This window comes from Bradyrhizobium sp. 25ACV (assembly GCF_054863005.1).
In genome coordinates this window covers 258,843-284,403 of record NZ_JAVAYO010000010.1, presented here as the reverse complement: position 1 = coordinate 284,403, position 25,561 = coordinate 258,843, and the positions used below count along the sequence as shown (strand labels likewise).

The 25,561-nt window shown below is 65.9% G+C and carries 26 protein-coding genes and 1 tRNA gene; 18 read left to right on the top strand and 9 right to left on the bottom strand.

Annotation, left to right across the window (positions count from 1 at the left end; all coding sequences use genetic code 11):
• The first annotated feature begins 538 nt into the window (after nt 1-538).
• Together RAD04_RS24150 and RAD04_RS24145 are read left to right on the top strand one after the other, a co-directional pair.
• Entirely contained in the window at nt 539-763 is a 225-nt protein-coding gene (locus RAD04_RS24150) for a hypothetical protein (protein WP_018323393.1), read from the top strand.
• A 201-nt stretch (nt 764-964) separates the two neighbouring features.
• Nucleotides 965-1,291: a hypothetical protein gene (locus tag RAD04_RS24145; RefSeq protein WP_461625756.1), complete on the top strand. Its 327-nt coding sequence runs from the start codon at nt 965-967 to the stop codon at nt 1,289-1,291.
• Between the two features lie 236 nt (nt 1,292-1,527).
• On the opposite strand, the gene RAD04_RS24140 is transcribed toward RAD04_RS24145, so the two are convergent.
• A tRNA-Pro gene (locus RAD04_RS24140) sits at nt 1,528-1,604 on the bottom strand.
• Nucleotides 1,605-1,654: 50 nt separating this feature from the next.
• Between RAD04_RS24140 and RAD04_RS24135 the strand changes: the two genes are divergently transcribed.
• The 6 genes from RAD04_RS24135 (at nt 1,655) to RAD04_RS24110 (ending at nt 7,593) form a co-directional block, all read left to right on the top strand.
• Nucleotides 1,655-2,662 (top strand): L-threonylcarbamoyladenylate synthase, encoded by a 1,008-nt coding sequence (locus RAD04_RS24135; RefSeq protein WP_461625755.1) that lies wholly within the window; start codon nt 1,655-1,657, stop codon nt 2,660-2,662.
• Nucleotides 2,663-2,684: 22 nt separating this feature from the next.
• On the top strand, nt 2,685-4,112 hold the full coding sequence (locus RAD04_RS24130) for an FAD-binding oxidoreductase (protein ID WP_461625754.1): 1,428 nt from the start codon (nt 2,685-2,687) through the stop codon (nt 4,110-4,112).
• Complete coding sequence (locus RAD04_RS24125) at nt 4,109-4,552, top strand: GNAT family acetyltransferase (protein ID WP_461625753.1); 444 nt, start codon at nt 4,109-4,111, stop codon at nt 4,550-4,552. Before RAD04_RS24130 ends, RAD04_RS24125 begins: the two co-directional genes overlap by 4 nt.
• A gap of 10 nt (nt 4,553-4,562) precedes the next feature.
• The gene (locus RAD04_RS24120; RefSeq protein WP_092262493.1) at nt 4,563-5,144 is read left to right on the top strand and encodes an NUDIX domain-containing protein; all 582 of its coding nucleotides are present in this window, start codon (nt 4,563-4,565) and stop codon (nt 5,142-5,144) included.
• A gap of 288 nt (nt 5,145-5,432) precedes the next feature.
• Nucleotides 5,433-6,362 (top strand): glycine reductase, encoded by a 930-nt coding sequence (locus RAD04_RS24115; RefSeq protein ID WP_461625752.1) that lies wholly within the window; start codon nt 5,433-5,435, stop codon nt 6,360-6,362.
• Between the two features lie 37 nt (nt 6,363-6,399).
• Nucleotides 6,400-7,593: a CaiB/BaiF CoA transferase family protein gene (locus RAD04_RS24110; RefSeq protein ID WP_461625751.1), complete on the top strand. Its 1,194-nt coding sequence runs from the start codon at nt 6,400-6,402 to the stop codon at nt 7,591-7,593.
• 21 nt (nt 7,594-7,614) lie between these two features.
• Here RAD04_RS24110 and RAD04_RS24105 read toward each other — a convergent pair whose 3' ends face one another.
• Complete coding sequence (locus tag RAD04_RS24105) at nt 7,615-8,379, bottom strand: SOS response-associated peptidase (protein WP_461625750.1); 765 nt, start codon at nt 8,377-8,379, stop codon at nt 7,615-7,617.
• Between the two features lie 63 nt (nt 8,380-8,442).
• Between RAD04_RS24105 and RAD04_RS24100 the strand changes: the two genes are divergently transcribed.
• The 4 genes from RAD04_RS24100 (at nt 8,443) to RAD04_RS24085 (ending at nt 10,422) form a co-directional block, all read left to right on the top strand.
• The gene (locus RAD04_RS24100) at nt 8,443-8,943 is read left to right on the top strand and encodes a hypothetical protein (protein WP_104465685.1); all 501 of its coding nucleotides are present in this window, start codon (nt 8,443-8,445) and stop codon (nt 8,941-8,943) included.
• A gap of 49 nt (nt 8,944-8,992) precedes the next feature.
• Complete coding sequence (locus tag RAD04_RS24095; protein ID WP_461625749.1) at nt 8,993-9,427, top strand: NUDIX hydrolase; 435 nt, start codon at nt 8,993-8,995, stop codon at nt 9,425-9,427.
• Nucleotides 9,428-9,519: 92 nt separating this feature from the next.
• Nucleotides 9,520-9,897, top strand: coding sequence for a TIGR02301 family protein (locus RAD04_RS24090; RefSeq protein WP_104465683.1), 378 nt, complete (start codon nt 9,520-9,522; stop codon nt 9,895-9,897).
• A gap of 258 nt (nt 9,898-10,155) precedes the next feature.
• On the top strand, nt 10,156-10,422 hold the full coding sequence (locus RAD04_RS24085) for a hypothetical protein (RefSeq protein WP_018323382.1): 267 nt from the start codon (nt 10,156-10,158) through the stop codon (nt 10,420-10,422).
• A 192-nt stretch (nt 10,423-10,614) separates the two neighbouring features.
• Here RAD04_RS24085 and RAD04_RS24080 read toward each other — a convergent pair whose 3' ends face one another.
• The 5 genes from RAD04_RS24080 to RAD04_RS24060 all read right to left on the bottom strand — a co-directional run bounded on the left by RAD04_RS24080 (nt 10,615) and on the right by RAD04_RS24060 (nt 14,758).
• Nucleotides 10,615-10,935: a cupredoxin domain-containing protein gene (locus tag RAD04_RS24080; RefSeq protein ID WP_461625748.1), complete on the bottom strand. Its 321-nt coding sequence runs from the start codon at nt 10,933-10,935 to the stop codon at nt 10,615-10,617.
• Between the two features lie 10 nt (nt 10,936-10,945).
• Complete coding sequence (locus tag RAD04_RS24075; protein WP_461625747.1) at nt 10,946-11,479, bottom strand: DUF4142 domain-containing protein; 534 nt, start codon at nt 11,477-11,479, stop codon at nt 10,946-10,948.
• Nucleotides 11,480-11,567: 88 nt separating this feature from the next.
• Nucleotides 11,568-12,260, bottom strand: coding sequence for an RNA polymerase sigma factor (locus tag RAD04_RS24070; RefSeq protein WP_461625746.1), 693 nt, complete (start codon nt 12,258-12,260; stop codon nt 11,568-11,570).
• Between the two features lie 118 nt (nt 12,261-12,378).
• Nucleotides 12,379-13,245, bottom strand: coding sequence for a sulfurtransferase (locus tag RAD04_RS24065; protein WP_461625745.1), 867 nt, complete (start codon nt 13,243-13,245; stop codon nt 12,379-12,381).
• Between the two features lie 178 nt (nt 13,246-13,423).
• The gene (locus RAD04_RS24060) at nt 13,424-14,758 is read right to left on the bottom strand and encodes a dihydroorotase (RefSeq protein ID WP_461625744.1); all 1,335 of its coding nucleotides are present in this window, start codon (nt 14,756-14,758) and stop codon (nt 13,424-13,426) included.
• Nucleotides 14,759-14,859: 101 nt separating this feature from the next.
• Here RAD04_RS24060 and ygfZ point away from each other — a divergent pair, with 101 nt between their 5' ends.
• The 6 genes from ygfZ to RAD04_RS24030 all read left to right on the top strand — a co-directional run bounded on the left by ygfZ (nt 14,860) and on the right by RAD04_RS24030 (nt 21,589).
• Nucleotides 14,860-15,735 (top strand): CAF17-like 4Fe-4S cluster assembly/insertion protein YgfZ, encoded by an 876-nt coding sequence (gene ygfZ, locus RAD04_RS24055; RefSeq protein ID WP_461625743.1) that lies wholly within the window; start codon nt 14,860-14,862, stop codon nt 15,733-15,735.
• On the top strand, nt 15,732-16,358 hold the full coding sequence (locus tag RAD04_RS24050; protein ID WP_461625742.1) for a DNA-3-methyladenine glycosylase I: 627 nt from the start codon (nt 15,732-15,734) through the stop codon (nt 16,356-16,358). Before ygfZ ends, RAD04_RS24050 begins: the two co-directional genes overlap by 4 nt.
• Nucleotides 16,355-16,969, top strand: coding sequence for a YfbR-like 5'-deoxynucleotidase (locus tag RAD04_RS24045; protein ID WP_461625741.1), 615 nt, complete (start codon nt 16,355-16,357; stop codon nt 16,967-16,969). Before RAD04_RS24050 ends, RAD04_RS24045 begins: the two co-directional genes overlap by 4 nt.
• A gap of 171 nt (nt 16,970-17,140) precedes the next feature.
• Nucleotides 17,141-17,647 (top strand): tyrosine phosphatase family protein, encoded by a 507-nt coding sequence (locus tag RAD04_RS24040; RefSeq protein WP_461625740.1) that lies wholly within the window; start codon nt 17,141-17,143, stop codon nt 17,645-17,647.
• Nucleotides 17,648-17,867: 220 nt separating this feature from the next.
• Entirely contained in the window at nt 17,868-18,836 is a 969-nt protein-coding gene (locus tag RAD04_RS24035) for an NUDIX hydrolase (RefSeq protein WP_461619731.1), read from the top strand.
• 50 nt (nt 18,837-18,886) lie between these two features.
• Complete coding sequence (locus tag RAD04_RS24030) at nt 18,887-21,589, top strand: DUF2339 domain-containing protein (protein WP_461625739.1); 2,703 nt, start codon at nt 18,887-18,889, stop codon at nt 21,587-21,589.
• A gap of 3 nt (nt 21,590-21,592) precedes the next feature.
• On the opposite strand, the gene RAD04_RS24025 is transcribed toward RAD04_RS24030, so the two are convergent.
• Both RAD04_RS24025 and RAD04_RS24020 read right to left on the bottom strand, forming a co-directional pair.
• Nucleotides 21,593-23,281 carry a methyl-accepting chemotaxis protein gene (locus RAD04_RS24025; protein WP_461625738.1) on the bottom strand — a complete coding sequence of 563 codons (1,689 nt, stop codon included), beginning with the start codon at nt 23,279-23,281 and terminating at the stop codon, nt 21,593-21,595.
• A 287-nt stretch (nt 23,282-23,568) separates the two neighbouring features.
• Nucleotides 23,569-25,539: a methyl-accepting chemotaxis protein gene (locus RAD04_RS24020; protein WP_461625737.1), complete on the bottom strand. Its 1,971-nt coding sequence runs from the start codon at nt 25,537-25,539 to the stop codon at nt 23,569-23,571.
• Nucleotides 25,540-25,561: the final 22 nt, after the last annotated feature.

The following is a 25,561-nucleotide window of genomic DNA, read 5'->3' as shown; positions in this document are numbered from 1 at the left end:
TTGACCGTAGCAACGACGGCCAGGACCACACGGTTTTGCCGTACGCACGGCCCGCCATTTCGCCGCAGTTTTTCCAGCCCTGTCGACGGAGCCGGAAACTTACAGACGAGACGAAGCCTGGCAGCGCCGTCGTCCGCACGAAGCCTCGGGCTCACAGGGACTACCCGCCCTGCCCGCACCTCTCATGCCGACGCTGCCGCGTCCACCGCAACCCCGGCTCGCGACAGTGACGACACATAGTCGCCCCTCTTGGGTGAGCCGGGATGGGCGACACATACGCCGAAACCGAATTTCGGTAAAGCGGAATATTTTCGGCAACGCGGATTGACAGCGGGCGACACAGGCACGGTGCAACTGCCGCCGATGTGAGGCACGATCCGATCCATGCCTGTGGGTATCATTGTGCAGCGTCCGGCGGACGCGGATCAGAACGTTGCGAATCTGCAACGGTTCCCCACGATCTGAAGCCGGACAAAACAAACTCCCATTCCGGCCACGAACCGCTCTCACAAGGCCGTGAGTTAGCAGGGGAACGACGATGCGTGCACAACGCGTTTGGAAAGTGAATGGAGACGCCAGCATCGGGCAGCTCCAATCGAGACTGGACGATCTGAACAAGCGTCTCGTTCAGCTCGAAAACCAGCATCCGGAGACTTGGAAACTCGAAGAACTGAGAGCGAGCGCGCTCAGCCTGTCGCGCGAGATCGACGACATCCGCTGCGCCGAGGCGACGGCGGCATTGAGCGAGTTGCTGCGGAAGTAAGTCCGGCCGATTCGCTTCTTGCGCACAGGAACCAAGATCCATCGCCGCCATTTCCATGCAGAGCATGGAGCACGATCATGACCAGGCACCTGACGCGAACCCATCTCGCACGCGGCGTCGCCGGCGCGGATTCCACGCTGGTCCTGCGCGCGACAGCGGCCTTCGCCCTCGCGCGCCATCTCGCGCTGTGAGGGATTTCGCATGACGTCCGATCCCGAGGAGCAGGTGCGGCTGCAAGGTTTTGGCGAGATGACGTTGCGCACGGCGATCGCGACGCTGACGGCGCTCGCGCCGCGCGAGCGATCGGAGGCCGCGATCTACCGCGTGCGTGACGGCGTGCGCCTCGCGCAAAGCGAGATCGCCGAATTCGCATCACACTGGGATATCGAGCCCGCGCCCAACGTGCGATCGCCAGGACTGGCCCCGGAGCAGCACTGGCCGGACATTGTGCGCGGCATGGTGCGCGAGGCCCCGCTGCCGGCGCTGATGGTGGCGTTTCTGGTCGGCGTGGTGGTGGCGCGGCGGTGACCTGTAGGATGGCAGAGCGAAGGGAAACCCATCCTACAAGCTACGAGCGGTAGTCCTCTGACCTACCCGGCAATGTCGGAGCGACGTTAGCTCTTGGAGAGCCATGCTCCCACAGCCAGCGGCCCTGCCCGGCCAAATCGGCCGTGGACCCGATCCCGAAATCGTTGCAAAAAGGCGTTCCGAGGTGCCGGCGGCCGGTCCGCCAAGCCTTTGGAAAACGTCGACTTTTGGAAGAATGGTCGGAGTGGCAGGATTCGAACCTGCGACCCCTGCGTCCCGAACGCAGTGCTCTACCGGGCTGAGCCACACTCCGACAAGAAGGCGGCTTATAGCGTCGGGTTTGGCGCACCGCAAGCGGCCGGCATGAGGAATTTTGTCCCTGTGAAAACGGGTCTTGAAACGCTGATTTTACCGGCCGGCGCGGCCGGCGCCGAGGCCGCGGCCCGCACGCTGGCCGCCGGCGGGCTGGTCGCGTTTCCGACCGAGACCGTCTACGGGCTCGGGGCGGATGCGGCCAATGCCGCCGCGATCGCCCATCTCTACGCCGCCAAGGGGCGGCCGGCGTTCAATCCGCTGATCGCCCATGTCCCGGACATCGCCGCCGCGCGGCGGATCGGCCGGTTCGACGCGCGCGCCCTGAAGCTCGCGGAAGCGTTCTGGCCGGGACCGCTGACGCTGGTGGTGCCGAAGACGGAGGGCTGCCCGGTGGCCGATCTCGCCACCGCGGGCCTCGACACGGTCGCGATTCGCATTCCCGCGCACCCGGTGGCGCAGGCGATCCTCCGCGCCTTCGGCGGCGCCGTGGTGGCGCCGTCCGCCAACATCTCCGGCCATGTCTCGCCGACGCTGGCCGCTCATGTCGAGAGCGACCTTACGGGACGGATCGACCTGATCGTGGACGGCGGGCCTGTTACGGTCGGCGTCGAATCGACCATTGTCGGCTGCCTCGACGCGCCGATGCTGCTGCGGCCCGGTGGGCTGTCGCGCGAGCGGATCGAGGCGGTGCTGGGTACGCCCCTGGCGCGGCCGCCGGTGGAAGCCGAGAGCGACGACAGCCAGCCGCTGGCGCCGGGCATGCTGGCCTCGCATTACGCGCCGCGCGCCCATGTGCGGCTTCGCGCGCAGGACGTTGCGCCCGGCGAAGCGCTGCTGGCGTTTGGCTCTGAGCGCCTGCCCGGCGTTGATACGGCCGTCGCTGTCATGAATTTGTCGCCCACCGGTGATCTCGATGAAGCCGCCGCCAATCTGTTCGGCTATCTTCGCAGCCTCGACGCGAAGAGCCCGCGGGCGATTGCGGTGATGGCGATCCCCGAGGAAGGACTTGGCGAAGCGATCAACGACCGGCTGCGACGGGCTGCAGCAGCGCGATAAGAGTGGAAGTAGAGACGAGACAATGAACATCAATCAATCCGCCACGCCTCCGCTTGCGCCTGAGCTGATCGAACAATTCCGCAAGATCGTGGGCGAGCGCCATGCGATCACCGATGCGACCGACATCGAGCCCTACGTCACCGAGGAGCGCAATTTGTTTCACGGCCGCTCGCCGCTGGTGCTGCGGCCGGGCTCGACGGCGGAGGTCTCCGCGATCTGCAAGCTCGCCTCCGAACATAAAATCGCGCTGGTGCCACAGGGCGGCAACACCGGGCTTGTCGGCGGGCAGACGCCGCACAACGGCGAGGTCGTGGTGTCGCTGCGGCGGCTCGACAAGATCCGCGAGGTCGACACCGCCTCGAACACCATGACGGTCGAAGCCGGCGTGGTGCTGCAGATCGCGCAGCAGAAGGCGTCCGACGTGGACCGGCTGTTTCCGCTCTCGCTCGGCGCCGAAGGCAGTTGCACCATCGGCGGCAATCTCTCGACCAATGCCGGCGGCACCGCGGCGCTCGCCTATGGCGTCGCGCGCGAGATGGCGCTGGGGCTGGAGGTCGTGCTCGCCGACGGCCGCGTGCTCAACGTGCTGTCGAAGCTAAAGAAGGACAATACCGGCTACAATCTGCACAATCTCTTCATCGGCGCAGAAGGCACGCTCGGCATCATCACCGCGGCGACGCTGAAGCTCTTCCCGAAGCCGCGTTCAGTCGAGACCGCCTATGTCGGGCTGAAATCGCCGGCGGCGGCGCTCAAGCTGCTGACGATTGCGCAGAGCGAAGCCGCCAATGCGCTGACGAGCTTCGAGCTGCTGTCGGAGATGGCGGTCGATTTCTCGGTGCGCCACGGCATCGACGTGCGCGATCCGCTCGCTGAAAAGCATCCCTGGTACGTGCTGATGGAATTGTCTTCCCCCGGCGACGATGCCCGCACGCCGTTGGAGACGATTTTGGCCCGCGCCCTGGAGGATGAGATCGTCGACGACGCCGTGATTGCGGCCAACCTCACCCAGCGCAACGGCTTCTGGAAGCTGCGCGAGGAAATGTCGTCGGCGCAGAAGCCCGAGGGCGGCTCGATCAAGCACGACATTTCGGTGCCGATCGCCACCGTGCCTGCGTTCATCGAGGAAGCCAACGCCGCCGTGGTGAAGCTGATCCCGGGCGCGCGGCCGGTGCCGTTCGGCCATCTCGGCGACGGCAATCTGCACTACAATGTCAGCCAGCCGGTCGGCGCCAACACCGCGGATTATCTCGCGCGCTGGCACGAGATGAACGCCGTGGTGTTCGCGATCGTGCTGCGCATGGGCGGCTCGATCTCGGCCGAGCACGGCATCGGCGTGCTCAAGCGCGACGAGTTGCCCGAGGTCAAGGACAAGACCGCGATCGAGCTGATGCGCGCCATCAAGGCGATGCTCGATCCGCACGGCATCATGAATCCGGGGAAGGTGCTGTGACCGTGCTTGCGATCGACGCCATCAAGGACGCCGATATCGAGACCGTCGTCGCGCTGTGGCAACGCTGCGGCCTGACGCGGCCATGGAATGATCCGCATGCCGACATCGCGCTGGCGCGGCGGCGCGAGAACTCGACCGTACTGATCGGCCGCGATGATGACGCGATCGTCGCTACCGTGATGGTCGGCCATGACGGCCATCGCGGCTGGGTCTATTACGTCGCGGTCGATCCCGACGGCCGCAAGCGCGGCCATGGCCGCGTCATCATGGCCGCGGCCGAGGACTGGCTGCGCGCGGCGGGAATTTCGAAGCTGCAACTCCTCGTCCGCCGCGAGAACGCGCAGGCCAATGCGTTCTACGGCTCGCTGGGCTTCGAGCTATCGTCATCCGTGATGTTCCAGAAGTGGCTCGACGGCCGCGCGACCACGCCAAGCAACTGAGATCAAGCAAATGACCATTTCCGACCGCGTCCGCATCAAGGACGTCCGCGTGCTCTCGGACGGCTGGACCACGCTGAAGAACACCACGTTCGAGTACCGGCGCGCCAGTGGCGAGTGGCAGACGCAGCACCGCGAGACCTATGAGCGCGACAACGCCGCCGCCGTGCTGCCGTATAACCGCGCTGGGCGTACCGTGATCCTGGTGCGGCAGTTTCGCCTGCCGGCCTTCATCCGCGGCTACGACGATCTCCTGATCGAGGCCGCCGCCGGCGTGCTTGACAACGCCGAGCCCGAAGAGCGCATCCGCGCCGAGGCCGAGGAGGAGACCGGCTACCGCCTGCACCACGTCCACAAGGTGTTCGAGGCCTTCATGAGCCCCGGCGCGATCACCGAAAAGCTGCATTTCTTCGTCGCCGAATACGAGCCTTCGATGCGTGTCAGCGACGGCGGCGGCCTCGAGCACGAGGGCGAGGACATCGAGGTGCTGGAGCTCTCGATCGACGAGGCGCTGGCGATGATTGCCGACGGCCGCATCATCGACGCCAAGGCGATCATGCTGCTGCAATATGTGGCGCTGCACGTGTTCAAGTGACTTACCCTCCCCTGGAGGGGGAGGGTCGATCGCGCGAAGCGCGAGCGGGGTGGGGTGATCTCTCCACTCGGGCACTGTTGGATGTGGTGAGACCGTCACCCCACCCCGTCTCACATTTTCGCTGCGCTCAATGTGAGCCGACCCTCCCCCTCCAGGGGAGGGTAAGTGGCACCGCGCGTGCCGCACCATCCTCACCTGCAATTCTGTCCTGCATCCTCCCTTCCCCCCGTTGAGCAACCCCAAAACTATCTCTAGTCTGTCGCCAACCAAGAACCAGGAGACGCGCCCATGTCCACGCCGCGCGACGACGAATTCGGCTTTGCGCCCGACTACGACTCCCCCGTCCCGTACATGCAGCGCACCCGCGACTATTACGCGGCGATCGGCTACACCACCGCGTATCGCTGGGCGCATTATACCGAAGCGCCGTTCCAGCCGCTGAAGAAGCCGCTGGCAAACTCGCGCGTGACCATCATCACGACCGCTGCGCCGTATGATCCCGGCAAGGGCGATCAGGGGCCGGGCGCGGCGTATAATGGCGGCGCAAAGTTCTACCAGGTCTATGACGGCGACACGTCGAAAGAGCACGATTTGCGCATCTCGCATATCGGCTACGACCGCAAGCACACCTCGGCCACCGACAACGGCACCTGGTTTCCGCTGCCGCAGCTCCTGAAGGCCTCCGCCGCCAGCCGCATCGGCGAGGTCGCCCCGCGCTTCTTCGGCGCGCCGACCAACCGCAGCCATCGCGTCACGCTCGACACCGACGCACCGGACATCCTGGCGCGCTGCCTCGCGGACAAGGTCGATGTCGCGGTGCTGGTGCCGAACTGCCCGGTCTGCCACCAGACCACCGCGCTGGTGGCGCGGCACCTGGAGCAAAACGGCATCCCGACCGTGATCATGGGCTGCGCCAAGGACATCATCGAGCACGCCGCCGTGCCGCGCTTCTTGTTCTCCGACTTCCCGCTCGGCAATTCCGCCGGCAAGCCGCACGACGTCGCCTCGCAGGCGCAGACGCTCGAGCTGGCGCTCAAGCTGCTGGACAGCGCGAGCGGCCCGCAGACCACGATGCAGTCGCCGCTGCGCTGGAGCGAGGACGCCTCCTGGAAGCTCGACTACAACAACGTCGCGCAGCTGTCGCCGGAAGAGCTGGCGCACCGCCGCGCCGAATTCGACAAGCAGAAGGAGATCGCGCGGGGCAACCGCGCCGCCTGACGTCCTCCGATAACATAATCAAAAAGGGGAGAGCGACGTGACGCGACCGTTCGAGGGCGTGAAGATTCTGGACTTCACGCAAGTGCTCGCCGGCCCTTATGCGAGCTACCAGCTCGCGCTGCTCGGGGCTGAAATCATCAAGGTCGAGCGGCGCGAGGGCGAGGACATGCGCCGCACGCCGCTCAGCCGCGAATGGGCCGACCGCGGCCTCGCGCCGGCGTTCCAGGCCGTCAACGGCAACAAGCGCAGCCTGACGCTCGATCTGCAGAAGCCGGAAGCGATCGCGATCGTGAAGAAGCTCGTAGGCCAGGTCGACGTCGTCATGGAAAATTTTCGCCCGGGCGTGATGGACAAGCTCGGCATCGGCTATGAAGCGCTCTCGGCGATCAATCCAAAGCTGATCTATTGCGCGGTCTCCGGCTTCGGCCAGACCGGCCCGGATCGCCTGCGGCCCGGCTATGACGGCAAGATGCAGGCGCTGTCCGGCATCATGGCGATCACCGGCCATCCCGAGACGGGGCCGACGCGCGCGGGCTTCGCAGTGTGCGACGTGCTGTCGGGCGCCACGGCCGCGTTTGGCGTGTCGAGCGCACTGTATCAGCGCGACCGCACCGGCAAGGGGCAGTTGATCGATGTCTCCATGCTGGAGGCGACGATGGCGTTTCTGTCGGGACAGATCGCGGACTGGTCGGTCGCCGGCCATCGCCAGACACTCTCGGGCAATCAGGCGGTGAGCCGCAGGACGACGGCGAATTTGTTCAAGTGCGGCGACGGCCACATCCTGCTCGCCGTCAACAACGAGAAGCAGTACCGCGCGCTGATGAGCGCGCTCGGCCGCGAGGACACGCTGTCAGATCCGCGCTTTGCCGACTGGTTTTCCCGCAACGATAACGAACCCGCGCTGCGCGCCATCATCGAAGCGGCACTCGCGGCCAAACCGGCGCGCGAATGGGAGACGATCCTGGAAGACGCCGGCGCGCCCTGCGCCAGCATCTGGAAGGTCGAGGAGGTGATCGACCATCCGCAAATCAAGGCGCGCGGCGCGATCCAGGAGCTGGACACGCAATACGGACGCCTGCGCTTTGCCGGCAGCGGCTTCAAGCTCGCCCATGGCGGCGGCAGGCTGGACCGGATGGCGCCGGAGCTCGGCGCGGATACGGACGCGGTGCTGGGCGAGCTGGGGTTTGATGCGGCGGAGATTGCGGCGCTGAGGGCGCGGGAGATTGTTTAAGACTCCGCTGCCGTAGGGTGGCTAGAACAACGAGCCCTGCCCGTCATCGGATGAGCTGGCCGCCGCTTTCCGCGCTGCCTTCTTTGGTTTCGCCGCTTCTGCTTCTGCCGCCATCTCCTCCGCGCTGATCGGCAGCAGCAACTGATCGTCGTCATTGGCGACGCGGTTGACGCGGGTGGAGACCGGGTGCCAGGCGAACTCGCCGATGCGCGGTGCCGTCATCAGCGGCAGGATCGCATCGACCTCGTCGCCCCTGATGTCGAGCCAGCGCTCGAAATCCCGTGGGCTGATGGTGACGGGCACGCGGTCATGCAGGGCGGCGAGATCCTCGCCCGCCGCGGCCGTGACGATCGCGACCGTGTCGAGCTCCTCGCCGTTCGGCCCGGCCCAGGTCTCGAACAATGCGGCAAAGCCGAGCGGCGCACCGTCGGCGCGGTGGATGAAGAAAGGCTGCTTGCGGCCGTCTTCCACCTTCCATTCGTAATAGCCATCGGCCGGGATCAGGCCGCGCCGCCGGCGAATCGCGCGTTTGAAGGCGGGCTTCTCCAGCACCGTCTCGGAGCGCGCATTGATCAGGAGTGTAAAGCCCTTGGGGTCCTTGACCCAGCCCGGCAGCAATCCCCAGCGCATCAGGCGAAAATGCCGCGCGCCGTTCTCGGCCAGAACGACCGGAATCGGTTGTGTCGGGGCCACATTGTACCGGGGCGGGAAATTCGGCTGCTCGACATAGCCGAACAGTTGCCGCAAAGCCGCGGGGGCCGAAGTTATGACGAAGCGTCCACACATCCCAGGGTATCTATATAGGGTCCGTTCAGGTCCTTTTAACCCCGAACGTTAACACTGCGGCAGATGAGCTCAACGGCCTCCCAACCCGCGCGGACGCATGTACAGACGGGCCCCGAGGCCGCCGCCTGGGCCGAGCGGCTGCGCGTGGCCAATATCAACCCGCGGACCGGGCTTGCCACCGACTATCTCAACCATTTCAATGAAGCCGTGATGCTGCTGGAAATGGTTCCGGACATGCCGGAATGCGCGGAAGATTTTTTGACCTGGTCGCCGCTGTCCTATGCCGAGCATTTCACGGCATCGAATTTCAAGGCGCGGGACCTGGCCATCGAGGCCTATGAGAAGGCCAACCCCAACGTGCGCGCCCAGTTCGACCACATCACCGATACCATGACCTCGATCCTGACCGCGGTCGGCTCGGCCATGCGCGAGGTCGAGAAGGACACGACCCGCGTCCGCCTCGCCGAGCAGGCCACGCTCTGGGTCAAGCCGCTGATCGCCGCCTGCGGCGGCATCATCAATGGCGGAGCGGAAGCCGACGTCGACACCATCATGGCGAACTGAGCCAGGTCCTTAAGAATTAGGTCCTTTAAGAATCAGGTCCTTCAAGAAAATGGCTTCGGTCGTCCAGCCCACCCATCCCCAGCTCGCCGTCAGCGCCGCGATTTTCCGCGACGGCAAGGTGCTGCTGACCCGCCGCGCCCGTTCGCCCGCCAAGGGCTTCTATTCGCTGCCGGGGGGCCGGGTCGAATTCGGCGAATCGCTGCACCAGGCCCTGAGCCGCGAGGTCGACGAGGAGACCGGGCTCGACATCGCGATCGTCGGCCTCGCCGGCTGGCGCGAGGTGCTGCCCGCCGCGCCCGGTGCCGGCCATTACCTGATCATGTCGTTTGCCGCCCACTGGGTGGCGCGGGAGCCGATCCTGAACGACGAGCTCGACGACTTCCGCTGGATCTCCCCGGATGCCCTGGCTGGCCTCGGCGACCTCAAGCTGACCGGAGGGTTGGAAGAGGTCATTCAGTCCGCTGCGCGGCTGATTGGAGCCTGACCGAGCCGCGGGCCCCGCAGGCGGGAGACGGAGCGCACCGCCCGCGTGGCTCACCTTGCGTCCCCAGCCCCGACGGGGCATACACCCCGCCGATGTCCACGCGATTTCTGGCCATTTTTGCCCTGATTCTCGCCTGCGCCTCCGGACCCGCGAGGGCCCAGGACGTGGCGGCGCCGTTCGACGCCGATTTGCAGCGGCTGGCGGAGATCCTCGGCGGCCTGCACTATCTGCGCGGCATCTGCGGGTCCAACGAGGGCAACAAATGGCGCAACGAGATGCAGGCGCTGATCGATGCCGAAACTCCCTCCGGGGAGCGCCGCACCCGCATGATCGCCGGCTTCAACCGCGGCTATAACGGCTTTCAGCAGACCTATCGGAGCTGCACGCCGGCCGCGACGGTGGCGATCCGCCGCTATATCGAGGAAGGCTCGAAGATCTCGCGCGATCTCACGGCGCGCTACGCGAACTGATTCCTTTCGGCCTCACTCCGGACCGTAACTCCCTCATCGACTGCCGCAGCAGGGCCTGCACGGTTCGAGACGCGCGCGAAGAGCGCGCTCCTCACCATGAGGGCTTGGCTGTCGAAGGCGCGACGGGAACCCTGTCATCGACTTTGTTCACAGCCGTTAACCGTTCCTAAAGATGTGGCCTAGCGGTCGTTAATGCGCGTGCTACACCTCTCGCACAGCGCATCGCCGTGGATCGCGCCCCAGCCCTGATCGAGTTTCATGAGCCAGCCGATTTCCTACGCCCCCGACCGCGCGCCGCTGCCCGATCACGAGCAGAAGCAGGCCGCACTGAGTTATCTCAACGAGGCCTGGGCCGAAGCGCGCCACGAGGGCGTCGACGGCGACTGCCTCGCGCAGGCGAGCCTGTTTGCGGCCTTTGCCGAGCTCGTCGGCACTTATGGCGAGGACGCGGTCGCTAAGTTCGTCGAGGGTTTTCCGGGCCGCATCCGCAACGGCGAGTTCTCGGTCACCCTCGCAAGGCAGTAAGCTTTACGCGAAAATGACCCCGCCACACGGGCGGGGCCAGTCAACGGATGAATGACTTTGCGAACGGATTCGGCGAAAGCCTTCGCGAAGTCTGCCGTGTTTATCGCATAGAAGCCGCTTGCCGCGGACAAGCATTAGTCTCGCAATGGCCGGGAGATATTCCCGCGGCAATCAGGAACCTGCTCCCTCCCCTCACGGCTCGACCTTGAGAGTCGCTTTCATGTTGGGATGATAGCGGCAGTAATAGTCGGTCACTCCCGCCTTGTTCAGAACGGATGTCGCCGATTTCTTCGGCGGCAGTGTCACGTCGAAGTCGCCGTTCTTCGCCGTGGCGGTGTGGGCGAAGACGTCCTTGTTGATCCAATTGATGGTGTCGCCGACCTTGGCCGTCACATCGGCCGGAGATATCTCGAGATTCTCCATCGTGATCTCGATGGTCGCGGCATGCGCCGGGGCGACCATCGCCGCAAGGACAAGTGCTATGGCGATCGAAGCCAGTCGCTCCAGCATCATGGCCTCTCCCCTATTTCAGCTCGGCCGCGACGTGCTCGGCGTGCTGCTGATGTCCCTGGAAGATCTTCAGCCCGGTTTGTAGCAGGCTCTTCAGCTCGGCATTGTTCGCGGACGGAATCAGCTGGGTCTCCAGCGCGCCGTTGACCGCCTTGTGGTAGGCGATCTCGTTGGCGACATAGGCCTTGTCGAAGGCGGCGCCGTCCAGCTTGTCGAGCTCGGCCAGCTTGTCGCTCGCCTGCTTCGACAGCGCCTTGCTGGTGTCGTTGTCCTCCGGCGTGACGTTCAATTTCTTGACCAGCGCCAGCGCCTGCTTGTTGACCGCCTCGTGGTCGCGCAGCATGTCCTCGGCAAACGCTTTGACGTCCTTGCTCTTCGCCTTCTTCTGAGCCTGTTTGGCCGCGTTGATGTCGATCACGCCGGCGGTGTAGGCGATGTGGGCGATCTGCGGATCGGTGGGCTTGTCGGCTGCGCTGGCGCCTTGCAGCAGCGCGGGGCTCGACAACAGAATTGCCGCGGCGACCGCCGCGCTCCGTCGGGTGAACATGGCTCGATACTCCTGTGGTGCCGGACGTTCGCCGGCGCGTTGCTTCACAGGGATTGGATGCGAGTTTCGCGCGAACGTTCCCGAAAAATTACGCGCCGAAGCCAAGGCGCCTGAGCACGGCCTCCGTCAGGCGCTCGCAGCGCTGTCCGGCGAACGGAAACGCATCCATCACGACGGGGCCGATCTTCTTCTCGACGTTCTCGCGCAGCAGGGTGCGCGCACGGTGCAACCGCGTCTTGACGGTCTCGGTCTTGATGCCGAGCAGCTCGGCCGTCTCCTCCATGCTCATGGCTTCCATCACCCGCGCGATGAAGACCATGCGGTAGACGTCGGGCAATTCATCGACCGCGTGTTCGACGACGCGCTGGATCTCGCGTTGGGCCATGGATTTTTCCGGATCGGTTGCGGCAGACGAAAGGGGAAACCGGATGATCTGTGCTTCCAGCGTTGCCTCCGGGACCGATCCCAGCTCGACCTGCGGCTTCCGACTGCGCAAGCGTCCGAGCGCCTCGTTGATCGCAATGCGCGACAACCAGGTCGACAGCGCGGCTTCACCCAAAAAACCGTCGAGATGCGTGAAGGCGCGGACGTAGGTTTCCTGCACCACATCCTCGGCCTCGCTGTCGCCGCGTAGGATGCCGCGGGCGAGCCTGTAGAGCCTGCGGTTGTTGGCCTGCATGATCTCGCGGAGCGCGGCCTCGTCACGGCGCCGCGCGCGATCGATCAGCTCGGATTCCGACGTCCTGAGGCCGGCGGACAGGCCGGCTGCGGTCCCTGGCATGGCGGCACCTCGATCTCCATTGGTTCCGGACATTGGATGCCGGCTCAGGGGAAAGGTTCCCAGATTTCTTGCCCCGGATCTTACCCTCCCCTTGAGGGGGAGGGTAAGAAAGGCGCATCTAATCCGTCTCAATCGGCAGCGCCGGATCCCTCGCCCATTCGCCCATCGAGGCGTCGTAGAGCGTCAGTCTGTCGTAGCCGAGCTGCGTCAGCAGGAACAGGTCGATCGTCGCCGAGATGCCGCCGCCGCAATAGAGAATCACGCTCTTGTCGCGCGTGACACCCTGCGCCGCGAATTTCGCTTCGGCGTCCGCAAGGCTGGTCAGCGTCTTGTCGGCGTTCACGAGCGTTGCGGCTGATACGTTGATGCTGCCGGGAACGCGGCCCGGCCGGCCGTAGCGGCTCGGCTCGAGGCCGCGATGAAACTGCGGCCCGAGCGCGTTGACGATGACCGTCGAGGGATCGCCGATCCGCGCCTTCACGGTCGTCTTGTCGACGAAGAAGCCCGCGCGCGGCGCGGCCTTGAAGGTGGTGGCCGGATATCCCCTCGGGGCGCCTGTCTCAATCGGCCGCCCCTCTTCCTTCCATTTGTCGAGACCGCCGTCGAGCACATGGGCATCGACGCCGAGCGAGCGCAGCATCCACCAGAACCGCGTCGCCCACATCATCGTCCCGATGCTGTAGAACACGATGGTCTTGCCCGCATCAGCGCCGTGGCGGCCGAAGGCGGCCTCCAATTGGGCGACGCTGGGCATCATGAAGAATTGTTGCGCGGAGGTGTCGGAGAACTCGCCCTGCAGGTCGAGGAAGTCGGCTCCCGGAATGTGTCCGGCTTCGAACGTCTTGTCGCCGGGGACTGCGCGATAGGGTACGTCACTGCCGGGTGGGACAGCCTCGTTGTAGGTCGTGCAGTCATAGATGCGCAAGTTTGGATCGCCGAGGATGGCGGCGAGTTGCTCGCTGGTGATGAGGGCACTCTGGCTCATTGGATAGTCTCCCATCATACGCACACTATCCCCGTCACCCTGAGGTGCCGGAGCGTAGCGGAGGCCTCGAAGGGCACGGCCACTAGCGGGGCCGCTCATCCTTCGAGGCTTGCCACGCAATGCAAGAGCATTGCATGGCGCGCACCTCAGGATGACGGATCACAACGAGCGCGGCAAGCTACCGCTTCAAGGTCTCCAGAAACCGCACCGGCTCGCCCTGCGCAGGCGTCACCAGCTCGCCCTGCCACATCACGCGGCGGCCGCGGATGAAGGTGCCGACGGGCCAACCGGTGACGCGAACGCCGTCATACGGCGTCCAGCCGGCCTTGGACGCCACCCATTTGTTGGTGATGGTCTCGCTGCGCTTCAAATCGACGATGGTGAAATCGGCGTCGTAGCCGGCGGCGATGCGGCCCTTGCAGGCCATGTTGTAGAGGCGCGCGGGGCCGGCGCTGGTGAGATCGACGAAGCGCGCCAGAGAAAGCCGACCCGCGTTGACGTGATCGAGCATCAGCGGCACCAGCGTCTGCACGCCGGTCATGCCGGAGGGCGAAGCCGGATAGGTCTTCTGCTTCTCCTCCAGCGTATGCGGGGCGTGGTCGGAGCCGAGCACGTCGATGATGCCCTGCTCGATGCCGCGCCAGATACCGGCGCGGTGATCGGCGCCGCGCACAGGCGGATTCATCTGCGCCAGCGTGCCGAGCCGCTCGTAGCATTCGGGCGCAACCAGCGTGAGATGGTGCGGCGTCGCTTCGCAGGAGGCGACGTCCTTGTGGTCGCGCAGGAACTCGATCTCTTCCTTGGTCGAGATGTGCAGCACGTGGATGCGCTTTCCAGTCTCGTGCGCGAGCTTGACGAGGCGTTGCGTCGCCATCAGCGCCGCGGTCTCGTCGCGCCACACCGGATGCGAGCGTGGATCGCCCTCGATGCGCAGCGATTTGCGGTCGTTGAGGCGGTATTCGTCCTCGGCATGGAAGGCCGCGCGGCGGCGGATCACCTGGAAGATGCGGCGCAGGCTTTCGTCGTCCTCCACCAGCAGCGCGCCGGTCGAGGAGCCGATGAACACCTTGACGCCGGCACAGCCCGGCGCGCGCTCCAGCACCGGAAGGTCCTGCACGTTCTCACGGGTACCGCCGATGAAGAAGGCGAAATCGCAATGCATGCGGTGATGGGCGCGCTTCACCTTGTCGGTGAAGGTGGCCTCCGTCACCGTCAATGGCGAGGTGTTCGGCATCTCGAACACGGCGGTGACGCCGCCCATCACGGCGCTGCGCGAACCGGTCTCGAGGTCTTCCTTCTGCTCCAGCCCGGGCTCGCGGAAATGCACCTGCGTGTCCATCACGCCGGGCAGGATGTGCAGGCCCTTGCAGTCGATGACCTCCGCGGCCGAGGCTTGCGACAACGGGCCCAGCTCGGCGATGCGGCCGCCCGTGATGCCGATATCGCGAACATTCTCGCCGTCCTGGTTGACGACCGTGCCGTTCTTGAGGATCACATCGAAACGCTGGGTCATGGCTGAAGGCCCTTGTCATCCCCAAGCGCAGGGCTCGAGGTCTTGTCGTTTATGCCTCGCGGGCTTACGTTCCGGAGCAACATGTCGCAAGAGATTTTCGCATGAAATCAGCGTTTCTTCCCGACCGGGGCGTGGTCAAGGTCGCGGGCGAGGATGCGCGCAACTTCCTCAACGGCCTGGTCACGACCGACCTCGACAGGCTGAAACCGGGGCTGGGGCGATTCGGCGCTCTGCTGACGCCGCAGGGCAAGATCATCGTGGATTTCCTGATCACGGAAGTCCCCGCGGGTCACGGCGGCGGGTTCCTGATCGACTGTCCGAAGGCGCTCGCCGAAAGTCTCGCCACCAAGCTGAAATTCTACAAGCTGCGCGCCAAGGTCACGGTGGAAAACCTCGATCTCGGCGTGCTCGCCGCCTGGGACGGCCAGCCTGCGGCGCAGCCCGATCTTGCCTTCGCCGATCCGCGCGATGAAGGGCTCGGCTATCGCATCCTGATCCCCGAAGATCTCAAGGAGAAGCTCTCCGACCTCATCGGGGCCGAACTGGTCGAGGCGACCGACTACGAGGCGCACCGCATCGCGCTCGGCGTGCCGCGCGGCGGGCTCGATTTCATGTACAGCGATGCGTTTCCGCACGAGACCAACATGGACCGCCTTGCCGGCGTCGATTTCGACAAGGGTTGCTATGTCGGCCAAGAGGTCGTCTCGCGCATGCAGCATCGCGGCACCGCGCGCACCCGCAGCGTGAAGATACTGCTCGATGGCCCCTCGCCCGAAGCCGGCGCGACCATTCTCGCCGGCGACAAGCCGGTCGGCACCATCGGCTCGACATCAGGCGGCAAGGGCATTGCCCTGGTGCGCATCGACCGTGTCGCAGACGCGCTCGATGCCGGCCAGCCCCTCACCGCTGGCGGCCTCGCCTTGAAGCTGGCAGAACCTGACGTCGTTCGCATTCCAGCGAAGCAGCCCACCGCATGAGCCGAGCCCCTCGTCTGCATCCCGACGGAAAGACCCGTTGCCCCTGGCCGGGCGATGATCCGTTCTATGTTGCCTATCACGACACCGAATGGGGCGTGCCGGAGTATGACGACCGCGCGCTATACGAAAAGCTGATCCTCGACGGTTTCCAGGCCGGCCTGTCCTGGATCACGATCCTGCGCAAGCGCGACAATTTCCGCAAAGCCTTCGACGATTTCCAGCCGGAGAAGATCGCGCGCTACAATGCGAAGAAGGTGCACGCGCTGATGAACGATGCCGGCATCGTGCGCAACCGCGCCAAGATCGACGGCACGATCGCCAGCGCGAAGTCGTATCTCGACATCATGGAAAAAGGCCCGGGCTTCTCAAAACTGCTGTGGGACTTCATGGACGGACGGCCGCTCGTCAATCATTTCAAGACCACCGCGAGCGTGCCGGCCTCGACGCCGCTGTCGGTGCAAATCTCGAAGGATCTGTCCTCGCGCGGCTTCAAATTCGTCGGCCCGACCATCGTCTATGCCTTCATGCAGGCAACCGGCATGGTCAACGACCACCTCGTCGACTGCCACTGTCACGCCAGCTGCAGCAAGACGCAGCGCAAGCCGCGCCTCAAGGTCAAATGACGGCCAAGAAGACCGCACGCGACGTGGCGTCCCGCGCCTGGCAGCGCATGCTGTCGGGACGGCGGCTCGATCTGCTCGATCCCTCCCCACTCGATGTCGAGATCGCCGACATCGCGCATGGGCTGGCGCGCGTCGCGCGCTGGAACGGGCAGACCGTTGGCACACACATCTTCTCGGTCGCGCAGCACACGCTGCTGGTGGAAACCGTGATGCGGCACGAGATGCCGCGCGTCGACCAGCGCGTGCGGCTCGCAGCGCTGCTGCATGATGCGCCCGAATATGTCATCGGCGACATGATCTCGCCGTTCAAGGCGGTGCTCGACGGTCATTACAAGGCGGTGGAGAAACGCCTGCTCGGTGCCATCCATGTCCGCTTCGGACTGCCGCCGGTGCTACCTGAGGAGGTCACGCTGGCGATCAAGGCCGCCGATCGCGGGGCGGCCTATCTGGAAGCGACCGAGCTTGCCGGCTTCAGCGAAAGCGAGGCGCGGCGTCTGTTCGGCAAGGATCCCGGCCTCTCCGACAGCGTCCGGCGCGACTATCTGACGCCGTGGACGGCGGCCCGGGCCGAGAAGCAGTTTCTGGAGCGGTTTGGCGCGGTGTTCGCGTGAGCATCATCCCTTCGTAGGGTGAGCAAAGGCGCGCTTGCGCCGTGCCCACGTGCTTTCGCGTTTGCGACAAAGATGGTGGGCACGCTTCCGCCCTCGCTCTTCGAGCTACGGCGGACATGTCGCTTTGCCCACCCTACGGCACCGGCTATAATCGCGGCAAAAAGGTCCGCCATGATCCACGTCTGTTCCCTCGCCGCGCTTCCCGAAACCGTCCGCCTCACCAGGGCCAGCCACGTGCTGACCGTGATGGCCAATGTCGAACAGGTGGCACGGCCGGTGTCCGTGCTGCCCGCCAACCATCTCAAGGTGTCGATGGACGACATCACCGAGGAGATGGACGGTTTCGTCGCGCCGTCCGAGACCCATATCGATCAGGTGCTGAACTTCGTGCGCGGCTGGGACCGCAGCGCGCCGCTGGTGGTGCATTGCTATGCCGGCATCAGCCGCTCCACCGCGAGCGCGTTTGCGGCGGTCTGTGCACTCAATCCGAACCGCGACGAGCTCGAGATCGCCAGGAAGATCCGCACAGCCTCGCCGATCGCCTCGCCGAACCGGCGCATCGTCGGCCTTGCCGATCGTGCGCTGGGACGCAACGGCCGCATGCTGCGCGCGCTCGACGAAATCGGCCCGGGCGCGATGATGGTCGAGGGCCGCCCCTTCGTGATCGAGCTCGAATGACAGCTGCGCGCCACATCGCAGGTGCGCCCCCTCTCCCGCTTGCGGGAGAGGGTTGGGGAGAGGGTATCTCCGCATTGGGACAACCCCCTAGAGGAGAAAGCCCTCACCCGGCGCTACGCGCCGACCTCTCCCGCAAGCGGGAGAGGTTACAGCGAGTCTGCGGCGAGATCTGCTCAACCAACGAAGACATTCTTTCCGCAACCCCCGCGATATCAGCCGCATGAGCGAGACGCTGCTGACGCCGATCGAGATCGGCCTGACCGCGGCGATCGTCGCGATCGAGGGGCATGAGCCGCTGATCCTCACCGCGCGTGGCAGTGACGGGCTTGCCGGCCTGCCGTTCGGCCCGTTCGACGCGCTCGCGCACCGCACCTTCGACATCGGCCTGCGCGCCTGGGTCGAGGAACAGGCCGGCTTGCGCCTCGGCTATGTCGAGCAGCTCTACACCTTCGGCGATCGCGGCCGCCATGCCGAGGCCGGCGACACCGGCGCGCATATGGTGTCGATCGGCTATCTCGCATTGACGCGCGCGGTGGACGGCGAGCTTGCGGCCAATGCGGCGAGCTTCGCGCCATGGTATCGCTTCTTCCCCTGGGAAGACCGGCGCGAGGAGCCGCCTGCGATCATCGCCCGCGACATCATTCCCGCGCTGACCGAATGGGCTGCGGAGGAGACGCCGGAGACGACGCGCGCGCTGCCGCGCAAGGATCGCGTGCGGTTCTATTTCGGCCTTGACGGGGCGGCCTGGGACGAGGAGCGCGTGCTGGACCGCTACGAGCTTTTGTACGAGGCCGGGCTGGTCGAGGAAGCGCGACGCGACGGCCGCCCTGCGGCATTAGCGCGCAAGACGCTTCCCCCGCTCGGGACCTCGATGCAGTTCGACCACCGCCGGATTCTCGCCACGGCGATCGCGCGGCTGCGGGCAAAACTGAAGTATCGTCCTGTCGTCTTTGAACTTTTGCCACCCGAATTCACACTTACCGAACTGCAGCATACGGTCGAGGCAATCTCCGGCCGGCACCTGCACAAGCAGAATTTCCGCCGCCTGGTCGAAATGGAAGCCCTGGTCGAACCGACCGGGGTGATGTCGACACAGACGGGCGGACGGCCGGCGGCGCTCTATCGCTTCCGGCGCGACGTACTCCAGGAGCGGCCCGCGCCGGGCTTGCGCGTGCGCTCCCGGCGCTAACCCGACATACTACGTGACCGGCCCCTGCCCGCCGGTCGCCTGGAGGCTTTATGTTCGACGGCCCGTTTGACGTCTTTGCGTGGATCATTGCGATCGCGGCCTTCCTGATCGCGATCAAGGCCTCCAGCCAGGCGGCCGAGCTGCGCCGGCGACTGAATTCGCTCGAAGAGATGTTCTACGCGCAGCGGCAGGTGCAGCCGCCGCCGCTCATGCCCGTGCAGGAGCAGGCCCCCGCGCCCGCGACGACGGCCGCCGAGCCGCCGCCGCTTGCGCCCGAAGCCGAAGCGGCGCCGCCTCCACTCGTCACCGAAGAGCTTTCACCGCCGCCGCTCGAAGCGAGCCCCGCGGCTGCCGCACCACCTCCGGTGCCGGCCGCGGCCCCCGGCTTCGAGGAGCAGCTCGGCACCCGCTGGGTGGTGTGGATCGGCGGCCTTGCGCTCGCGCTCGGCGGCTTCTTCATGGTGCGCTATTCGATCGAGGCCGGCCTGCTCGGCCCGGGCGTGCGCGTGTTCCTGGGCGGCCTGTTCGCAGCTGCGCTGCTCGGGGCCGGCGAGTGGTCGCGGCGCAAGGAGAGCATTTCCAACATCGAGGCGCTGCCGATCGCCAACATCCCGGCGATCCTCACTGCGGCGGGTACGGCGGTGGCGTTCGCGACCATCTATGCCGCCTATGCGCTCTATGGCTTCCTCGTGCCCGCGACCGCCTTCGTGCTGCTCGGCATCGTGGCCATGTGCACGCTCGCCGCCGCGCTGCTGCACGGGCCGGCGCTGGCCGGCCTCGGCGTGGTCGCCGCCTTCGTGACGCCGCTCCTCGTCTCCAGCGGTAAGCCGGACTATTGGGCGCTCTACATCTACCTCGCCATAGTCACCGCCGCGAGCTTCGGCCTCGCGCGCATCCGGCTATGGCGCTGGCTCGCGGTCACGACGATCGCCTTTGCCGTGCTCTGGATCTTGCCGGGTCTCGACACCGAGCAGGTCCAGGTCGCGCCGCACGCCTTCCATGCCATTGCAGGCTTCGTGCTCGCCGCGCTGCTCGTGGTCTGCGGCTTCATGTTCGGCCCCAGCATCGAGGACGGCGAGATCGAGCCGGTCTCCTCGACCTCGCTCGGCGCTTACCTGTTCGGCGCCATGCTGATCGTGCTGTCGAGCGCACACGCGGATCTGGCGCTGATCGCGTTCACGATTCTCGTTGGCGCGACGCTTCTCGTCGCCTGGCGTGCGCCGGCGGCCACCGGCGCGCTTGGCGCGGCCGCAGCGACCGTCTTCATCGTGTTCGCCGAATGGGCGGTGCGCGCCAACCCTGATATGCTGGTGCTTCCGGGCGGCGCGATGTCCGGTATCGGGCCGACCGCGACCGACAGCTCGGTGACGCTGCATCTGGTGATGGCCGCGATCTTCGCCGTCGGCTTCGGCGTTGCCGGCTTCCTCGCGCAGGGCCGCTCGAACTCGGCAATCATTCCCGTGGTGTGGTCGGCGGCAGCCGTCGCTACGCCGATCGCGATCCTCATCGCGCTCTATGCCCGCATCGCCCATCTCGACCGCTCGATCCCGTTTGCGATCCTGGCGGTGCTGCTCGCCGCCGCCTTCGGCGCCGCAACAGAAGCGCTGACCCGCCGCGAAGATCGACCGGGCGCGGCGACCTCGACCGCCCTGTTCGCGACCGGCACGCTCGGCGCGATGGCGCTGGCGCTGACCTTCGCGCTGGAGAAGGGCTGGCTCACGATTGCCCTCGCGCTGATGTCGCTCGGCACCGCCTGGATCTCGATGCAGCGGCCGATCCCGTTCCTGCGCTGGCTCGCCGCCATCTTCGCCGGCATCGTCACCGCGCGCATCGGCTATGATCCGCGCATCGTCGGCGACGCCGTCGGCACCACGCCGATTTTCAACTGGCTGCTCTGGGGTTACGGCCTGCCTGCGGCCTCGTTCTGGGCCGCGAGCATCTTCCTGCGCCGCCGCGCCGACGATGCGCCGCTGCGCATGGTCGAGACCGCGGCGATCCTGTTCACCGCGCTGCTCGCCTTCATGGAGATCCGACACTTTGCGACCAATGGCCGGATGACCTCGCCGCCGTCGCTGCTCGAATTCGCGCTGCAGGTCTGCGTCACGCTCGCGATGGCGATCGGGCTGGAGCGCTTGCGGCTGCGCAGCCGCAGCATCGTGCACAATGTCGGCGCGGTCGTGCTGACGGCGATCGGCGGGCTCATCAGCGTGTTCGGCCTCCTGATCCTGGAGAACCCGCTGATCTGGCGCGTCGACGTCGGCGGCGCCGTGTTCAACCTGCTGCTGCTCGGCTATGCGCTGCCGGCGGTGCTGATGCTGCTGCTGTCCTACGCGGTGGTCGGGATGCGCGGCAAGGTCTACGCCAACACCATCGTCGGCGGCGCGCTCGTGTTCGCGCTTGCCTATGTCACGCTGGAGATTCGCCGCTTCTATCACGGCCCGATCCTCTCCACCGGCGCGACGACGGGCGCCGAGCAATACACTTATTCGATCGGCTGGCTCGCCTTCGGCGTGGTGTTGCTGGGCGTCGGCATTCTCGTCAACTCGGAGCGTGCACGGCTGGCCTCGGCTGCCGTCATCGCACTGACGATCCTGAAGGCCTTCGTCATCGACATGTCGACGCTGACAGGCGTCTACCGTGCGCTGTCGTTCATGTGCCTCGGCGTCGTGCTGGTCGCCATCGGCTGGCTCTACCAGCGCATCCTGTTCCGGCGGCAGGTCGCACCGCCGCCGGCTCCGCAGGCGAGCGCGTAAAGATCAGGCCGCGCGGACCGATTCCAGGAACTGCGCGACCTCAACCTTCAGGCGGGTGCTGTCGGTCGCCAGCGATTTCGCCGCCGAGAGAACTTCGCCTGAGGCCGAGCCGGTGTCGATCGCGCCGCGCTGCACGTCGGTGATGTTGGAGGAGACTTCCTGCGTGCCGAGCGAGGCCTGCTGGACGTTGCGCGAGATCTCCTGCGTCGCGGCGCCCTGCTCCTCGACAGCGGCGGCGATGGCCGAGGACACCTCGGACAACCGCTCGATGGTGCCGCCGATCTCCTGGATGGCACTGACCGATTCCTGCGTCGCAGCCTGGATGCCCGAGACCTGCGCCCCGATCTCGCCGGTGGCCTTCGCGGTCTGCTCGGCCAACGCCTTGACCTCGGAGGCGACCACGGCAAAGCCGCGACCGGCTTCGCCGGCGCGCGCCGCTTCGATGGTCGCATTCAGCGCCAGGAGGTTGGTCTGGCCCGCGATGGTGTTGATGAGCTCGACGACGTCGCCGATGCGGGAGGCCGCCTGCGACAGCGCGTTGACGCGGTCGTTGGTCCGCGCCGCCTGCTCGACGGCTTCCGCGGCCATCCGCGCCGAATCCTGCACGCGGCGGCTGATCTCGGTGATCGAGGACGACAGCTCCTCCGAGGCGGACGCCACCGCCTGGACGTTGGTGGAGGCTTCCTCGGACGCAGCGGCAACGACGGTTGCGAGTTCCTGGCCGCGCTGCGCCGTGCCGCTCAGCGTGGCCGCGGAGGCCTCGAGCTCGGTCGAGGCCGACGACACGGTCTCGACGACCTCACCGATCATGGCCTCGAAATTGCGCGTGATGGCATCGACGCGGCGGCCGCGTTCGATCTTGGCTTCGGCGTCGCGTGCGGCCGCCTCATCGGCGGCTTTCTTGGCGATCAGTGCCTCCTTGAAGATCTGGAGCGCATCCGCCATCGAGCCGATCTCGGTCTTCTCGCCGCGATGCGGCACTTCGGCCGAGAGGTCTCCCTGGCCGAGCGACTGCATCGGACGAATGATCGAGGCGATGCCGCGAGAGACGTCGCGCACGAGATAATAGGCGGCGCCGATCGCGATCACGACCGAGAGCACGATGATGCCGACCAGGACGCGGAAGATCGTGGCGTAACTGTCGGCCGCCTGCTTGGTCTCCAGCTCGGCGCCCTGGTTATTGAGCTCGATGCCCTTCTGAAGCAGGGGATCGGCGGCCTGGGCCATCTTGGCGACCTTGGTCTGCAACATCTCGTTGGCGTCGGTCGGGAAGCGGCCGACGCTCTTGCGCGACAGCGCCATGGTCTCCTGCACGCCGTTCAGATATTCGCCCCACGCCTTGCTCCATTGCTCATAGAGCGCGCGCTCTTCGGCGGCAGTGATCAGCGGCTCGTAGACCTTGCGCGTCTTCTCGATGCGCTCACGCAACGAGCCGAGGCGCTTCTCGGCGGCTTCCTTGCCTTCGGCGGTGTCCTGCATCAGGTGCAAACGGAGCGCGACGCGCAGCTCGTTGATGTCGGCGCGCATTGAGCCGAGCGCACGCACGCTCGGCAGCCAGCTCTCCGCGATCTCGACGGTATGAGCATTGATGTTCTGCATGGTGCCGATCGCCGTCACGCCGACGCCGGCGAGTGACAGCACGAGGACCGATAACACGGCCAGAAGCTTGAAGACGATTGACAACTTCGACATCACACAAATCCCGATGATACCTAGCAACGCGCAAATGACCTGCGCCGCTGTCGTCGCGACGGACGAGAGGGCGGAAGTCAGTTCAACAATGCTGGCTGGTTCTTATTCCGTGAGACTAGGCCCATGATTGCAAACACGCGTTAACAGGAACCTACGTAAAACTACGGCATGGCCCGCGCGGTCGCTATTATGGTTGCAACCTCCTGCGGCTGCACGGGCCTCTGCGCTGCAGCCCAGGCGTACCGCGCTTGATGCGTTGCAGCATTCGACCGACGCAGTTTGCGCCGTTATGCCGCCCGCACCGACTCCAGGAAGCGCGCGACCTCGCTCTTGAGCCGGTTGCTCTCCTGCGACAGCGACTGCGCGGCCGAATGCACCTGCGCCGAGGCAGCCCCGGTCTCGCCGGAGCCGCGCTGGACGTCGGCGATGTTCGACGAGACTGCGGAAGTACCTTGCGCGGCGTGCTGGATGTTGCGGGAGATCTCCTGCGTGGCGGCACCCTGTTCCTCCACCGCAGCGGCGATGGTCGACGAGATCTCCGACATCCGCGCGATGGTGTCGCCGATCTCCTTGATCGCGCCGACGGATTCGTCTGTCGCGGACTGGATCGCGCCGATGTGCTGACCGATCTCGCCGGTGGCTTTCGCGGTCTGCTCGGCAAGCGCCTTCACTTCGGTCGCGACCACCGCAAAGCCCTTGCCGGCCTCCCCCGCCCGCGCCGCTTCGATCGTCGCGTTCAGCGCCAGGAGGTTGGTCTGGGCGGCGATGGTGTTGATCAGCTCGACGACGTCGCCGATGCGGGAAGCGGCCTTGGTCAGCTCGGCGACGCGCGCATTGGTGCGCTGGGCCTGCCCGACGGCGACGTCGGCGACACGCGCCGATTCCTGCACCTGGCGGCTGATCTCGGTGATCGATGACGTCATCTCCTCGCTCGCGGCCGACACCGACTGCACATTGGCGGACGCCTCCTCCGAGGCCGCCGCCACGGCGGTGGCAAGCCCGTTGCCGCGCTCGGCGGCGTGGGTCAACGTGTTCGACGACGCTTCGAGCTCGGTTGCCGCCGACGACACCGTCTCGATGATCTCGCCGACGGCGCCTTCGAACGTATCGGCGAGCCGCTGCATGTCGAGCTTGCGCTGCTCGCGCCGACGCGCGTCCGCTTCGGCCTGCTCGGCGCGCAGCCGCTCGGCTTCCGCCATGTTGGTCTTGAAGACCGCGACCGCGCCAGCCATCTCGCCGATCTCGTCCTTGCGGCCGACGCCTGGGATTGCGACTGAGGTGTCACCGCTTGCCAGACCGGTCATCGACCGAACCATGGCGATCAGCGCGGTCGAGATCGAGCGGCCGGTGAAGAAGGACACGCTCCCCACCAGCAGGATCGAGCATCCGAGTGCGACCCACATCCACAGCTTGATCGAGGCCCGCATCGACTCTTCGGCGGCCTTCGCCGCGTCGTATCGCTGACTGACGGTCTTTTCGATCTCGTCGAGGACGGGCTCGATGGTGCGGAACTCCTTGGACATCGCCGAGCCGTGCGCGGCCAGATCCTGCGCGCCGGCTGCCCACGCCACGAAGTCATCCCTGTATTTGGAGAGCTTCTTGCCGATATCGGTCTTGAGCGCCGGCAGGATCGCCGAAGCCTCGACTTGCCCGGAGAATTCCGTCGCCGTCTTCTTCAGGGCGTCGAGATATTTCGGGTCGCGGCGCAACATGAAGTCTTTCTCGTGACGACGCATCGTCAGCATGCCGCTGGTGAGCCTGGGATCGTCGACCTCCTTGAGCTTGGTCTCGATGTCGTGCACCGCCGTGCGCAACGAGCCTGACAACTCCAGGGTTTCGTTCAATCCAAGCTTGACCTCGGCCCGTTCGACGGCCGCGAATTCGCTCACATATCTCTCGAATCCGGTGCGGACCAGTGACGCCTTTTCCCCGACCGCCGCGTATCCTGCCGCACGCGCCGCGCTGCCGAGGCGATCAAGATTGCGGGTAATGTCGGAAGCAAGTTCGGCATGACGCTTCGCAAAAGACTGATCGCGGCGGAGCTGGAAATCCTTCTCGGCCCGGCGCGCTTCGAGCAATTGCTGCGAGATCCGCTGGTTCAGATCGGACAGCCGGCGCGCGTCTTCAGCAGCGTCTCGGGACGTGTCCTGGGAGAGGCTGCCAATCTGGTAGATCGTGCCGAAGGCGACGAGCCCGATGAGGCCGAACAGTCCGATCGCCATGACCTTGTGAGTGAGGCGAATGGAAATGCCACTCATGAATGTGCTCCAACGATTGAGA

Coding starts and splice junctions, on each gene's coding strand:
- RAD04_RS24150 (WP_018323393.1), top strand. CDS start 539: ATGCGTGCACAACGCGTTTGGAAAGTGAATGGAGACGCCAGCATCGGG.
- RAD04_RS24145 (WP_461625756.1), top strand. CDS start 965: ATGACGTCCGATCCCGAGGAGCAGGTGCGGCTGCAAGGTTTTGGCGAG.
- RAD04_RS24135 (WP_461625755.1), top strand. CDS start 1,655: ATGAGGAATTTTGTCCCTGTGAAAACGGGTCTTGAAACGCTGATTTTA.
- RAD04_RS24130 (WP_461625754.1), top strand. CDS start 2,685: ATGAACATCAATCAATCCGCCACGCCTCCGCTTGCGCCTGAGCTGATC.
- RAD04_RS24120 (WP_092262493.1), top strand. CDS start 4,563: ATGACCATTTCCGACCGCGTCCGCATCAAGGACGTCCGCGTGCTCTCG.
- RAD04_RS24115 (WP_461625752.1), top strand. CDS start 5,433: ATGTCCACGCCGCGCGACGACGAATTCGGCTTTGCGCCCGACTACGAC.
- RAD04_RS24105 (WP_461625750.1), bottom strand. CDS start 8,379: ATGTGTGGACGCTTCGTCATAACTTCGGCCCCCGCGGCTTTGCGGCAA.
- RAD04_RS24100 (WP_104465685.1), top strand. CDS start 8,443: ATGAGCTCAACGGCCTCCCAACCCGCGCGGACGCATGTACAGACGGGC.
- RAD04_RS24095 (WP_461625749.1), top strand. CDS start 8,993: ATGGCTTCGGTCGTCCAGCCCACCCATCCCCAGCTCGCCGTCAGCGCC.
- RAD04_RS24090 (WP_104465683.1), top strand. CDS start 9,520: ATGTCCACGCGATTTCTGGCCATTTTTGCCCTGATTCTCGCCTGCGCC.
- RAD04_RS24085 (WP_018323382.1), top strand. CDS start 10,156: ATGAGCCAGCCGATTTCCTACGCCCCCGACCGCGCGCCGCTGCCCGAT.
- RAD04_RS24080 (WP_461625748.1), bottom strand. CDS start 10,935: ATGATGCTGGAGCGACTGGCTTCGATCGCCATAGCACTTGTCCTTGCG.
- RAD04_RS24075 (WP_461625747.1), bottom strand. CDS start 11,479: ATGTTCACCCGACGGAGCGCGGCGGTCGCCGCGGCAATTCTGTTGTCG.
- RAD04_RS24070 (WP_461625746.1), bottom strand. CDS start 12,260: ATGCCAGGGACCGCAGCCGGCCTGTCCGCCGGCCTCAGGACGTCGGAA.
- RAD04_RS24065 (WP_461625745.1), bottom strand. CDS start 13,245: ATGAGCCAGAGTGCCCTCATCACCAGCGAGCAACTCGCCGCCATCCTC.
- RAD04_RS24060 (WP_461625744.1), bottom strand. CDS start 14,758: ATGACCCAGCGTTTCGATGTGATCCTCAAGAACGGCACGGTCGTCAAC.
- ygfZ (WP_461625743.1), top strand. CDS start 14,860: ATGAAATCAGCGTTTCTTCCCGACCGGGGCGTGGTCAAGGTCGCGGGC.
- RAD04_RS24050 (WP_461625742.1), top strand. CDS start 15,732: ATGAGCCGAGCCCCTCGTCTGCATCCCGACGGAAAGACCCGTTGCCCC.
- RAD04_RS24045 (WP_461625741.1), top strand. CDS start 16,355: ATGACGGCCAAGAAGACCGCACGCGACGTGGCGTCCCGCGCCTGGCAG.
- RAD04_RS24040 (WP_461625740.1), top strand. CDS start 17,141: ATGATCCACGTCTGTTCCCTCGCCGCGCTTCCCGAAACCGTCCGCCTC.
- RAD04_RS24035 (WP_461619731.1), top strand. CDS start 17,868: ATGAGCGAGACGCTGCTGACGCCGATCGAGATCGGCCTGACCGCGGCG.
- RAD04_RS24030 (WP_461625739.1), top strand. CDS start 18,887: ATGTTCGACGGCCCGTTTGACGTCTTTGCGTGGATCATTGCGATCGCG.
- RAD04_RS24025 (WP_461625738.1), bottom strand. CDS start 23,281: ATGTCGAAGTTGTCAATCGTCTTCAAGCTTCTGGCCGTGTTATCGGTC.
- RAD04_RS24020 (WP_461625737.1), bottom strand. CDS start 25,539: ATGAGTGGCATTTCCATTCGCCTCACTCACAAGGTCATGGCGATCGGA.